The following is a 12,444-nucleotide window of genomic DNA, read 5'->3' on the forward strand; positions in this document are numbered from 1 at the left end:
TGGAAAACAATATCATATTCAAATTGATTAGCTGCATTCACACGATAGTTTACAAAATAGGCTGTAACTGTTTTATAACCGCTCCACCCTTTTTGGGATAACTGCTCTAAAATTTGATTTACTTGTTTACTCATCGTTTTCCAATCTTCAGACTCACCTTTTGATATCCCACCAACGTACGTGCCTTCCACGCTAAATGTGTTAAAGAATTGCGACTCATGTTTTGTAATTTTTGCATCTTTTATATTTGCTACATCTACAATTTCGTTTTTCACTTCAGCTAACGGCTTTGGTGCGTGTTGAATTAAATAATCATTTGTTACTTGAGGTACATTATATTTATCTTGATTATCAGTCAACTGCTGCATATATGCTTGATATTCTGCATTCAATTGTGTATTTTTGCTTAATAATTCACGATACGCATCATAATTTTTCACATCGTTTGCACGGATTAAATCTTGAAGCTTATCAAATGTATCAAATTGATGATTATACAAATAAGACTGTAGTGCAAAGGAATACTTATAAAAGTCCCAAGATCCATATTTGGCGAACAAAGTTTGCTTTGCTGTATAACGTCTTGCTGGATCAGATGATAAGCCACTTATTATACTTTTACGTGGAACAACATTGTTTGTACGTGTAGATCCTACAAAAAATTCTGCATTCCCTTCTTGGAACCAAGTTAACCGTTCATTTTGATACATTTCTCCGCTTCCAAATAAACCAGGAACCTCATATCTTCCTTGTAAATAATGAGTGAATTCATGACGGAACAACTCTTCTAAACTATAAATACTCTGCTTTGGCGTACGCTCATATGTAAAGAAAGTCCCCTTCTCTTCAATATAAATTCCACCGTTGTTTGTTTCATATCCATATAATTGTCTATTTAATTGATATTCATCTGGATTATTATAAATTACTATTGTTAGTACATCATCAGCATTACCCGGTTCTAGTGCTTTATCATTTCCAATTACACGGTGATATTGTGCTTTTACTTCCTTGGCTGCCCAATATAATCTCTTAATTTTTTCTTCTGTTACTTTATCTCCCGTCTTAAAGACAATAGATCCGTCATCAAATATAATTTTTTTCAAATACGTAGAAATATGGTTTAACCAGTAATCAATGATCAGATCTTCTTAACTTAAGTAAACCTAAATCTATTTGTCTCCATACAGAAAGAGATAAATAGTTTTGTTCCTATTCATGAAATAGTACAATATATGCAAAATTACATATCTAATTAATTGCTTTTAATGTTATATTTTAATAGCGATGAATGCTATTATTTCATAAGTTGTCAACAAGCGTTATGTATGTATGAGAAAAAGGAAGGAGCCAAATAGGCCCCTTCCTTTTTCTACTAATTAACTAAATTACTCTCTGGTAAAAATTTAAATAGTAATGCTCATTTACAGGCGTCTCATTATGCATTAAACATGCTAACTTAGCTTGCTGTCGGAAAAAATAAAAACGATAGCATTAAGTTATTAAGAGACAAAAATTCATTAACACGAAGACAGATTTGTCTTGGCTAGATAAATTTGGTGATAAATACAGGAAGTAACTCTTACGATTCAATGATTCTTTTTCCTGCCTTCTACCCTTGCCACTTCTGTTTCATGACTTGTAAATAGAGATCTTCAAACTCGTTAAAATGGACGCGAAAAACACCTAATGTATCGATATAAGCAGAAATCACATCTTTTTCATTAAAATGGATACCTTCCTGTGCTAAGTCATAGCTATCATTAAGGCTGTATAAATCAAAATATTCTTCTTCCCAATACAGGCCTCTATTTACTAGTAATCGAGTAGAGCAAGTAATAGCTTGTTTAATATTCCATTTCTGAGCTACTAACTTTTCATTTAAGACTGAAAGAAGGATGTTTACCGAGAGGTTTTCATCAACTATGCGGCTATATGACAGTAAAGCCGATTCTATATATATCAGCTTTGCTTTAGACATTAAAGATATCTCCATAATTTCATATGGCGGGTGATCATTTGCTTCAATCAACCTATCGCACCATGAAATAACCTCCTCTCTATTCCAAAGTCCGCAGCCTAGTCCTAATGCATACAAGTGGGCTAAAGTTTGATAAGATTTCAATATGGTTCACCTTCAATTTAACTGTATAGTGGTATTGCATTCATTTTGGAAATAATCACGCTTAGTAATAAATATAATAAGCTGCCCAAACGGACAGCTTATTTGCATTAAAAACGCTACACATGAACTTTTTCTTTTTTTCGACGCACAAGCCACCAAACTAAAGATAGCAGTACTAGGGGAAACGGAAATATCTGAATAAACAAAAATACTTCCCAAAAATCGTGCATCGTACTACCAGGGGAATCTGTTGCCATCCCGCCAATAAAAAAAGACAATGGAATGACAAGTATATTTATACCTAAGCTAATCATTAGGAATGATAGATTTTTCTTCCAGATTACTGGTAATGCAGCCACGATTAATAAAACCAATGCAGTACCCAGTATAAGAAACAGTGCTCCAAATAAAAATACAAAGTATAAAATAGCATTGATTAAAGGTTCCACAATAGCCCTCCTAAGGATTCATTCTATAGAAACACTCATGTTATTTAGAAAGTCAGGATGCTATACCTCTTAGTTGTCTTTCAATTTCTTCATCGCTATAGTCTTCATTTATCTGCTTAGAATACTTAATCTACTTGCTTATATTCTGGACTGCGTTAGGACATATGTTTCTATTGTACAACCAGCTAGCAAGAAACCCACACTTATCCCTGCTAATACGGTACCTTTAAAGGCTCTGTTCATATTCATTTGCCCCTTTTATCTTTTCGTATTTTTTATCCATCCATAGACAGTCCATTATGAACGTTTTCATTATAAGTATTGTCTGCTCCTTACTATCTGTTTCGGCCCTGATTCTTCTCGTTTACCGTTTCAGTATTACGCTTCAATTCGCATTATCATCACATAAAAAGGACATACCTATTCATATATATACCTTTATTATTTTATATTGAAATAAATAATGGTTCAAAGTTATTTTGTGAAAATTATACAAAAATTAATAATTCATCAATTACCCAACAATAGATAATATGGATAAAGAAAAAATACTAGAGAATATCACATTGTAGTAGTCTCTAGTATCTTTTCATAGTATTTTAGCGGCTATGCAATACGGAGGGATAAAAAAGGACCTCTTACGGAAAGATAAGAGGTCATCAAAAAGATAAAAATGTTGTATTTGAAACACGCGAGTTTCTAATTCACATCATAACACAATATATTTGTATATTCAATATATACATTAAAGATAAGGAATATTACATCATTGAAGATTACGGTGAACCAGGAGATAGTGTTGAAAATGAACCTACTTTGCGCAACATTTTCCCGAAAAAGTATGCGGATGTCGCACCTGCTAAGACATTTTGAATAATCTTTGCAGCTGCTACATCAACGGGTAATTTATTGTATTTCCAATCTAGAGAATCAATTGTCCAATCCCATACTTTTAAAACTAGTGAAATAGATCTTTTTAATTACATACTTAATTTATTTTTTAATGTCCAATATTTTTCTCCATTAGCTTCAAAAGAGAATTCTACCCATCCATTCGGATCTTCACAATAAATAAAGATGGTTGTTCCAGGAGTTACTGTACCAACTTTATTCTCCTCGACAGCTACATCTGGTCTACTTTTAATTTTTAATTTAAATGGATAAGGTACCTGATAGTAAGTAGCTGATGATACAACATTTGAGCTTGAACCGCCTGCATACATTTTATATGGAATTTCATTAGATAACGCGTCGACATCTAATGTTTCAGGATTCTTTGGTAATTTTTTTGCATATGTATAGTCTTCTACACGAAACGGTTTAATACGTTCCATAATACCCGCAATTTTCTTAGCCCAGCCTTTATCTGATGCATATTTCACGTTCATGCCAGTTAATGTTGACCCGTTATAATACATACCACTTTCTTCTAAATATCTTTCTCGTACATAATTAGCGTTATAAGCAATGCTATCGCCGTAGCTTGGTAAATATTTCGCATATTTAAACGGGTCTCCATCATATGCACGTAGACCGAATAAATTATGTTTTTGATATGCAATTTCTGATTTTCCGTATCCAGATTCTAAAATCGCATGCGCCGCTAAATAATGAGCACTCACGCCATATTGATTTTGCGCATTGATAAAATCTTGTCCATGTCCAACTAAGGGACTATCTGAATGATATTTTGCAATAAAACTATCAATCTCTTGAGCTGTAATTTTCGAAGCCACTGTTAAATTTAAATCTTCATATGAGGTAGCAGTAGTAATCTCTTTTTCATCGTTTAAATTTTGTTGTAACATATCTGTTTTTGCAGTAAGTTGAGCAGCTTCAGCACGTGTTATAAATCTATTTGGTTGCCAACCGTTCTCGGTACCATTAGAGATTTTTAAATCTATTAAAATATTGGCATATTTTTCTCCCCAATGACCTTTTAAATCTTCAAATCTAACCTGATCATTATGATTTGGTGTGCTTTGTAGTTTATATGCATTTACTAGCATCGTAGCCATAGCAGCGCGAGTTACTTTTCCGGATGGATTGAAGATTCCATTACCTTCACCTTTAACAATCCCAGCTTTTTCAGCAGCAGCAATATAAGGAGTAGCCCAGTGATTTTGTGAATCTGTAAAAGATGGTTTTGCATTAGGGTCAATTTGTATCCCTAAAACTTTTGTCATAATCTTTGTAGCCGAAGCTCTGTCTAAGGAATCATTTGAACCAAAAGTTCCATCTGGATAACCATTTAATACCTGTTTATCAACTAAATAGTTAACGGATTTATCAGCCCATGTAGGAACATCAGGGAATTTATGAGTATCTGCTAAAATATTAGAAGAATAGGATAATATAACTCCTGCAAGGATACCTGTTGCAATTAATTTATGCTTCATTAAAATAAACACCTCTACCATTGTATTTATCAAATTGAAATTTTCTATTTTTATATTTACATGTTTGTAATAATAATAAAATCGTATTATCACGCATTCAATTTAATGTAACGAGTATAGTTACTTATATACACAAGTGTCAATGAATTTCTTTTACAAAAATGCATAATTTTTACATTATTTTGTAATTGAATTATGTATAAATTTTGTAAAGGACCTTTTGATAGATTTTACCTGAATAAATCTCTTTATTTGTTAATTTGCCAATCTTTCTTGTTTACTATTAATCAATTAAAAAAAGAATTTTTTTTGTTTAAGAGCTACTTTAAAATCTTAAGTTGATGGATGTGTGAACGTACCGCTACTAAAATTCTTGCTTTTAAATCATTATTACTGTATTATATTTACGTATCAATATAAGGATTATATTATATAAAAAGGAATCAAATCTATAAGTAGGATTTAAATCCTTTTCGAAATCAAAAAGACTTTGTCAAAATCTAATATAATTTATGCTTGTCTTTTTAATATGTATCTAGTAAAAACATATTTTTTATCCATAGAATTCTGTTTTCAATGATAGGAATTAGTGTTCTAAACAAGAAACCGTACAAAGTGATCTGAAAAACCTGAGAGATATTGTATGTAGTTTGCTCATCTCCAGGTACTACAATAAAAGAGCCTTACCTTTCTAGGCAAGACTCTACTAGTTTAGTTGTATACTATTTACATGATAACTAAGAAACAGAAAACATATAACACCAAATAACAGCACCCTATTACTCCTCCTACAGCTAATACCTGTTTAACCCAACTCTTAAATTTTTGATTACTGTAAATCGCTTGCACTCTTTCCATATTTCCTCCTATTAAGCAGAACCCTTAAAGACTCTCACCTCGCTATAGTACCATTAAAAAATGAATAATAGAGATCTAATGTATAAATATGCAATATTGCATACGAAAATGTATTGTTATAATTGTAAGCGCTTACTACAATAAGGTTATAAAGATTTATTACATCTTAATACGAAAAAGAGGAGAGAATAATATGGAAATCGCAATGGCAGTTTTAAAATTTATAGGTGGAGCAATCCCATTAATTCAAGAACTACTAAAAGCATTTATGTAAATTCACTATTTAGCAATTATTTATAAAAATTATTATACAAATGATCTGTATATCAAAAATGAATTGGTTTACAGATCATTTGCGTGATCAAGGTCCCTTTAACATGACTAATGGGCCTTTTTAAAATTTTTAAATAATTAAGGTTACGTCACATCACCATCAAGTTAGCAAAATAAAACGAAACTTTAACTTGATGGTGATGGGGTAACAGTTGTGATTTAGAGATAAGATCAGATTATACAAAGTTTTGCACGTCAGCGATACCGGAAATAAACTTCGCCTTTAGTAGCAAGAATCCCCAATAAAGATAGTCAACTTGCCTATTTAGGAATAAGAGTGTCAATTTAAATAATGCATTCTGAAACACTACTCTTCTTCTAAAATAGCGTAATAATATTCATCCCACCATTCATTCCCATGTGGTATACACTTCCTGAAATAGCCTTCTCTTCTCATTCCAATCTTCTCCATTACTCGATATGATGGGGTATTTTGTGGCTGACATGTAGCTATAATCCTATGTAATTTCATTTCCTTAAAGCCATATTCCAATGTAGCTTGTGCTGCTTCAGAAGCATATCCTTTATTGAAATATTTAGGATTGAACACCCAACCAATCTCATATGTATGCTCACCAAAATATTTATGAAAAACTATATGACCAATCAGAATATCTTTATGAATTAATACTACAGGAAAGTTCTTAGCGTTTTCACCAATGTTTTCATTCACAAAGTTTCTTGTATTTTCTTCAGTAAAAACCCCTTCAGGTATGTATTTCATAACATTGATATCTGATGTATACTCATGAACAGCTTGCCAATCTTTGAACTCAAATTTCCGTATTAATAATCTTTCTGTTTTTATAAACATTTACTTTTCCCCCTCAAAAAATTGCAACTATATTTTAAATCCACATTTAACCCTTAAAACAAAAAGAACTTGTAGGACTCTCTACAAGTTCTTTTTGTTTTAAGGTGAATATACGAGCCAAACAAACTATCTTACAGATTGACTGTAGAAACTTTAGGGGTAATGCTTTGACAAATATATTATATAACAAATATTAACATCCACAGGATTTATTTTTGAAAATTATGTGAATTAAGAAAGGAAGTAGTTTTTTCTTAGCTATTATTATTATTAACTGACGGTATCATTATATTTTATTCTGCAACTTATTTAGAAGAGCTATGTACATTTCGAAGAAGTTCTTCAATAAGTTTTGTTTTTTCATTTACCTTTGTGGCATATGTGAAATCACCATAACAATATGGATACCTAAAATTATTTTTATTTCCACCACAAGTATACATCGCTGGATTTTGATCAACTTTCATCTTAGAAAACTTTTTGGCTGAATCCTCCGAGTGTTGTTTAACTTCTTGACTAGCAACAAAATCAATATAACCTGGCCCCATATTATAGCTTTGAATAATTGTATCCATGCTAACATCCTTGTCCGTTCCATATTTGTACATTTTAGCAAAGTGTTTTACCCCTTGTTCAATGCTCAAGCTTGTCTCTTGAATTTCATTTGGCTTTAATCCAAGTGATTCAGATGACTGCATAGGATCGTTTCCCTCACCTCTACTCTCTTGATACATAATTCCTAATAAAATTGGTGTTTTCTCTCCTAAATTATATTTTTCTAATTCTTTTTTTAAGGTAGACTCATATTGCAATACACGTTTTTCGGTGGCTTGCGCTTTATTTTGTTGAATATTGGTTTTATGATTAAAATATAGCATTCCAAGTATTATTACTAAGCCTAAAATACTAATAAGGAACACTTTTATAATTTGTTTTTTACTTGTATCCTTCATATATTCCTTCTCGTATAAAAAATTTAATTTTTCAAAGGTAATTGGTTATTTACAAACTATGTAATGAACATCTATCTCCCGCCCTTTTTAGACTCAAACATCAATACTTTAAGGTTTTAAGTTTAATATAAAAATTTAAAGATAAGGTAAAGATAAGATAAAGATAAAATAAAGGGTATTTTTTAGCGTACTTTAAAAGATATTGCTACAAAGGGATATATGCGACAACTTGTTGATATGAATGGATTTAGTGATAATTGAAAGGTTATTGTACAAGTTATTAATTATGGAGACATCATTCCAGAAGATTTAATCCATCTTTTCAATATGCTTTATATAAAAACCACAACATAACATATAATAAAAAACGGCGAACCCTCCACCTAGGAGAATCCACCATCACAAATAACTGATTATTTCACACCTAGTTTTTTTGCTTTCTTAGGGATCCCGTCTTCCAGCACTTCCTCTCAAGCTGTTACACCTGGAATATAATGTGATTGCATTTGAAACAGGGCTTTGGGAAGCAGCAGCTGTTCAGCAAAATTTTGATAACTCAACCGCTACAGAAGCGATGAAACAATCCTTATACTCTGTATGGAAAACTGAGGAACTTGAACAATTATTTACCTATATGAAAGAACAAAAAGAAAAAGGAAAGCCACTCACATTAGCTGGTTTTGATATGAATTTGTTTTATAGATCTTCATTCCGCTCTTATGCAAAAGAATGGTTGCAAAAAGTAAATCCTGAAGTAAAGAGTGAATTTGATACAGCAGTGTCAGAGTTGATTGAACTGGATAGGTATTACAATAAAAATAAAACATATCCCTATGATCGGTTTAAAATGGAGATACAGCCCGTAATTAACAAGTTTGAAAAGGTTAGAATGTTTATTCAGAATCATAAATCTGAATTGATTCAAGTTACACCACATCCTACGTATGATGTGAAAGTCAGAGGTGGCATCTCCTCACCTAACCTGACAGACTATTCTTTTTATATCCGAGATCAAAAAATGGCACAAAACTTCGCATGGCTAACTGAAATGCAGTATGGAAACAAACTGGCCCCCTTTAACAAGTAATAATTTGTTCTGCACCCATGTTGATAATTCTTCTGGTAATCGGAATGTAACGGAACCATGTTGCTCTTTTATAATGACATAGGGATTGCGGAATTCTTCTTGAATGCCGATTCCAATCACTTGATACAATTTCCTGCACTGACTCGGAAACAATATATTTGGAATGTCTAATGATTCAATTTCATGAAAAGAATGACGGAATCTCACATCCATTGCAAATACCATCACACCAACTCCCAGCTATACGTAAAACACAATTAGTATACCGATGAGATCTATGTTGCGTGCAGAAATCCCCGTTTTCTCCCCAGACTTATCTACAAGAATAAAAAAGGAATCACAAGATATGTTCCCTTTTCACTATTTGTTTTCTACACTTTTAATTCCAATATTTCTAGATGCTGAATAGATCCGCCCCCTGGCAGGTAGACATCTTCCTCCTTCAGCAGGTATACGGAACTTTCCGTTTCTACTAGTGATGGAAGATTGCGCACGCCAAATAATAATACTTTTCCCCTATTGCCCAAATGACGTGGGGTATGCATGGAAATCGTAAGGTTGTTTATGCATGTAATTGTTCCTGTTCTTAAACATTTTCGGGTATCTATTTTTATTATGTTTTGCTTTTGTAGTATTTCTTATTTTTATTGTTTGATTGTTATGACTGGCATTTGCTCGTTTTCGGAAATTTCACTGTAACCAAAATAAAGTAGAAAAAACAATAAAATAATTGTCCAAATAAATATAAACACTTTATAACTATACTTCATATGAAAAACCTCATTTTCCCTATATAAGTGAATGTACATACACCCTATAAATCTAATTACATAAATTATCGGATGTTTTAGTAGTAGAGAATCATTAAGTATTAGGAATTGTTATTCATAAACATATCCAAGAATTCTTCAAAAAAATATCATCTAGGCATTTTAACATTTCATCAAAATGCACAGATGATATTTTGTACGTTTAGCTTGGTAATGCTTTTTATGTAATGAATTCTTATCTCTATTTCGCCTTAATGTTTATATGTACAAGAGTCTGTGTAGCAATTAGACTGTACTTTAAATATGTACTCAATTGTGTGTGGGAAAGGAAGCACATTTTATTTAAAGTGGTTACTTTAAAGCCCTTAATTAGTTGGTAGTCTTCTTCATTCAGACAAAAAGGAAATTTAAAGTGTGCACGTACTTTCAACTCAGACTTTTTACTACACACACTCCTATACACATAACAATATTTATAGTTTTTGTAACATTACGGAAATAACAAGAAATAATACCGAAACATTTATGATATATTGTAACAACTTAGTAATATTACTGTAACATAACGTGTATAATCGCACAATACTTTTTAACTGAAAATCAATAAATTTATGTAAGTACCCATAACATATTACATATTGTTTGTGAAACCTTTTAATGAACAAGTATAAGTGGATGGCGGGAATTGAACCCACATCAGAGGTTCTGGAGGCCCCTGTTTTACCCTTAAATTATACCCCCTCGTGGTCGGAATGACAGGACTTGAACCCGCACATTCAACGGCTACTAGATCCACAATCTAGCAAGTCTAGCATTTCGCCACAAACTCCATAAAAATAGAAAAAGACCACCGAATGTACTCGATTGTCTTTTTGCCATGCATATCTGCACAAGAAGTGTATACTTCAAACCCTTTAATATTTTTAGCTATGAGCATACTTATAAAACTCTAAAAACTATTTGATAATCTTTTAGAATCTAACTTTCTTTTAATACTATTTGCTATTTCTTCAATATTTTCATTTAGAAAGAAATGATTACCTTCAAAAGAATGAAAAGTACACGTTTTACTTGTGTATCGTTCCCATTTTATTACTTGATCATATGTAGTAAATTCATCATTTTCCCCATTAAATATAAGAAAATCAATATCACATGGTTGTGTATTTTTGTCATGAATATACGTCTCAACGATTTTAAAATCTGCTCTTAGAATAGGGAGAAAGATCTCCATTAATTCTTCTGATTGCAGTACCCCAGATGGTGTACCTCCCATTGCAATAACTTCTCTTTTAAATTGCTCATTAGAAAGATTATGTCGGATATTTCTTATTTTACTATTTGGATGATTTCTACCGGACAAAACAAGAAATTCAGGCGATACGTTTTTAGAATCTTTTATTTTTCTGGCTACTTCATAGGCGATCAAACTTCCCATGCTATGCCCGAATAGAATGTAGGGCGAATCATCTATCTGCATAACTATTTTATTGTAGACATCATTTACTGCCTCTTCCATACTTTGGTACAAGTTTTCTTCAATTCTATATCCTCTACCAGCTAACTCTACCGGGACTACCTCAATATATGGATTAAAGTGATTTTTCCATTTTGCGTAACTAAACGCAGATCCCCCAGCATGTGGAAAGCAAAAAAGTTTAGTCTTCTGCATTGATTTTCTCCTTACTTTCAAATTTGTATATAGTTTGGCAAATTGTATAAATGTCTTTAATTATTATCTCTTGAGGAAATTCATCTCTTGTTGCACAAGCAGATAACTTATAATTTGGATCAATGTTATATTGTTTAAAGTAAAAGTTTTTAGGTATATGCTTGTATGAAATTGAAGTTCGTGATTCTTTTTTTATAGAGAATGAATTTAATGGGGTATAAAGCCCTTTTCCAATCGTTTTTATATAGCTTTCTTTTAATGTCCATAAATCATAAAAATAATTAATTTGTTCATCAGAATTCATATTAGATATATCATAAAATTCTTCCGCTGAAAAAAATTCTTTTGCTAATTTAAAAGCCTCTATTTCTGAAACTTTTTCTATATCAATACCCACATTAAAATTAGCAGTAGTACAAACCACCCATTCTCCTGAATGAGACACATTAAAATGAAAGTCAGAAAAGTTTTCAACAAAAGGTTTTCCATACTCATTATATATAAATCTAATTTCTTCATTATTAATTTTATACTTTTGGCAGATTAGAGATCGGATTAGTAAATCCCCTATCAGGGTCCTATTAATGTCGCATGAATTTAATAATCGCTTCATTCGCTCTTTCTTCCCATTTGAAACCAAGTTACTAAGTTTCTTAAACAAATGACTTTCAATATTCTTTGGTATTTTCACAGCGTGAATTTGTATGATAAATCACGTCCTTTTTTAAAGAATGGCTTCATATATGAACGTTACAGAAACTCAAATTAACTTTATTAAATTGCATATACAATAGAAAAGGTGCATATTTACATATCAATGAAAATATGCACCTTCCCTCAGTAATATCATCAGGCATTCGCTTCTATTACAAAGATTTCTATGTCTCTACCAATTACTTTTTACATTATCCCCTTAAAAAGTAATGCTCTTAATATATTCATTATTCCCTACACTTGATATGCAGGTATTGGTCTCCCCTTTTC

Annotated in this window: 10 protein-coding genes and 3 pseudogenes; 3 read left to right on the forward strand and 10 right to left on the reverse strand. The window is 31.7% G+C overall.

The genetic code is table 11. The features are described from left to right. The 3 genes and pseudogenes from MR107_RS08600 to MR107_RS08610 form a co-directional block, all read right to left on the reverse strand. A pseudogene (locus tag MR107_RS08600) lies at positions 1 to 1,103 on the reverse strand (collagenase); the annotation flags it as partial. 509 nt (positions 1,104 to 1,612) lie between these two features. Continuing rightward, positions 1,613 to 2,125, reverse strand: coding sequence for a protein kinase (locus MR107_RS08605; protein ID WP_242292241.1), 513 nt, complete (start codon positions 2,123 to 2,125; stop codon positions 1,613 to 1,615). Between the two features lie 116 nt (positions 2,126 to 2,241). Next, a complete protein-coding gene (locus tag MR107_RS08610; RefSeq protein ID WP_000433525.1) occupies positions 2,242 to 2,574 on the reverse strand; it encodes a hypothetical protein in 333 nt (110 codons plus the stop codon). Positions 2,575 to 3,321: 747 nt separating this feature from the next. On the opposite strand from MR107_RS08610, the pseudogene MR107_RS08615 reads away from it, so the two are divergent. Next, a pseudogene (locus MR107_RS08615) lies at positions 3,322 to 3,429 on the forward strand (peptidase M56); the annotation flags it as partial. Here the strand turns inward: MR107_RS08615 and MR107_RS08620 are convergent. Together MR107_RS08620 and MR107_RS08625 are read right to left on the reverse strand one after the other, a co-directional pair. Beyond that, a pseudogene (locus MR107_RS08620) lies at positions 3,417 to 3,530 on the reverse strand (polysaccharide deacetylase); the annotation flags it as partial. The pseudogenes MR107_RS08615 and MR107_RS08620 overlap by 13 nt on opposite strands. 24 nt (positions 3,531 to 3,554) lie before the next feature. After that, positions 3,555 to 4,973, reverse strand: coding sequence for an S-layer homology domain-containing protein (locus MR107_RS08625; RefSeq protein WP_242292242.1), 1,419 nt, complete (start codon positions 4,971 to 4,973; stop codon positions 3,555 to 3,557). A gap of 946 nt (positions 4,974 to 5,919) precedes the next feature. Here MR107_RS08625 and MR107_RS08630 point away from each other — a divergent pair. After that, on the forward strand, positions 5,920 to 6,105 hold the full coding sequence (locus MR107_RS08630) for a hypothetical protein (RefSeq protein WP_001987408.1): 186 nt from the start codon (positions 5,920 to 5,922) through the stop codon (positions 6,103 to 6,105). A 366-nt stretch (positions 6,106 to 6,471) separates the two neighbouring features. Here MR107_RS08630 and MR107_RS08635 read toward each other — a convergent pair whose 3' ends face one another. Both MR107_RS08635 and MR107_RS08640 read right to left on the reverse strand, forming a co-directional pair. Further along, positions 6,472 to 6,978: a GNAT family N-acetyltransferase gene (locus MR107_RS08635; RefSeq protein WP_000470150.1), complete on the reverse strand. Its 507-nt coding sequence runs from the start codon at positions 6,976 to 6,978 to the stop codon at positions 6,472 to 6,474. 305 nt (positions 6,979 to 7,283) lie between these two features. Next, positions 7,284 to 7,931, reverse strand: a complete 648-nt coding sequence (locus MR107_RS08640; protein WP_000655735.1) for a lysozyme family protein — start codon at positions 7,929 to 7,931, stop codon at positions 7,284 to 7,286. A gap of 496 nt (positions 7,932 to 8,427) precedes the next feature. Here MR107_RS08640 and MR107_RS08650 point away from each other — a divergent pair, with 496 nt between their 5' ends. Beyond that, positions 8,428 to 9,018, forward strand: a complete 591-nt coding sequence (locus tag MR107_RS08650) for an erythromycin esterase family protein (protein ID WP_002042143.1) — start codon at positions 8,428 to 8,430, stop codon at positions 9,016 to 9,018. Here MR107_RS08650 and MR107_RS08655 read toward each other — a convergent pair. The 3 genes from MR107_RS08655 to MR107_RS08665 form a co-directional block, all read right to left on the reverse strand. Further along, positions 8,971 to 9,243, reverse strand: coding sequence for a hypothetical protein (locus MR107_RS08655; RefSeq protein WP_002164541.1), 273 nt, complete (start codon positions 9,241 to 9,243; stop codon positions 8,971 to 8,973). The genes MR107_RS08650 and MR107_RS08655 overlap by 48 nt on opposite strands. A gap of 1,494 nt (positions 9,244 to 10,737) precedes the next feature. Further along, complete coding sequence (locus tag MR107_RS08660) at positions 10,738 to 11,460, reverse strand: thioesterase II family protein (protein WP_001172947.1); 723 nt, start codon at positions 11,458 to 11,460, stop codon at positions 10,738 to 10,740. Further along, positions 11,447 to 12,151, reverse strand: a complete 705-nt coding sequence (locus MR107_RS08665; RefSeq protein ID WP_002042141.1) for a 4'-phosphopantetheinyl transferase family protein — start codon at positions 12,149 to 12,151, stop codon at positions 11,447 to 11,449. The genes MR107_RS08660 and MR107_RS08665 overlap by 14 nt, the downstream gene beginning before the upstream one ends. Positions 12,152 to 12,444: the final 293 nt, after the last annotated feature.

The sequence above is a fragment of the Bacillus cereus group sp. BfR-BA-01441 genome (assembly GCF_022663075.1).
GTDB lineage: Bacteria > Bacillota > Bacilli > Bacillales > Bacillaceae_G > Bacillus_A > Bacillus_A cereus.